Source organism: Hymenobacter coccineus, assembly GCF_001816125.1.
Classification (GTDB): domain Bacteria; phylum Bacteroidota; class Bacteroidia; order Cytophagales; family Hymenobacteraceae; genus Hymenobacter; species Hymenobacter coccineus.
This window is the reverse complement of the sequence record NZ_MDZA01000342.1, coordinates 1-243: the sequence shown is the minus strand read 5'-3', so window position 1 is coordinate 243 and position 243 is coordinate 1. Positions and strand designations below refer to the sequence as shown.

1 protein-coding gene is annotated in these 243 nt (G+C 69.5%); it reads left to right on the top strand.

The genetic code is table 11. The features are described 5' to 3' along the window. Positions 1 to 33: 33 nt before the first annotated feature. On the top strand, positions 34 to 243 hold a 210-nt coding region (locus BEN49_RS17095), incomplete at its 3' end, for a hypothetical protein (protein ID WP_141765698.1).

The window sequence follows — 243 nt, the reverse complement described above, 5'->3', positions numbered from 1 at the left end:
GCGCCCGCTGACGGCGCTGGCGTATTTCTCCGATTGACGACCGGGCCCCGGCAGCGCCTCACCAAGGTGCGGGGCTACGACGGGCGCTTCACCTTTACGGCAAAGTGCATTACCTGGCCACGCAGCGGCCCGGCCCGATTCGGCGCGCCCGCTGACGGCGCTGGCGTATTTCTCCGATTGACGACCGGGCCCCGGCAGCGCCTCACCAAGGTGCGGGGCTACGACGGGCGCTTCACCTTTACG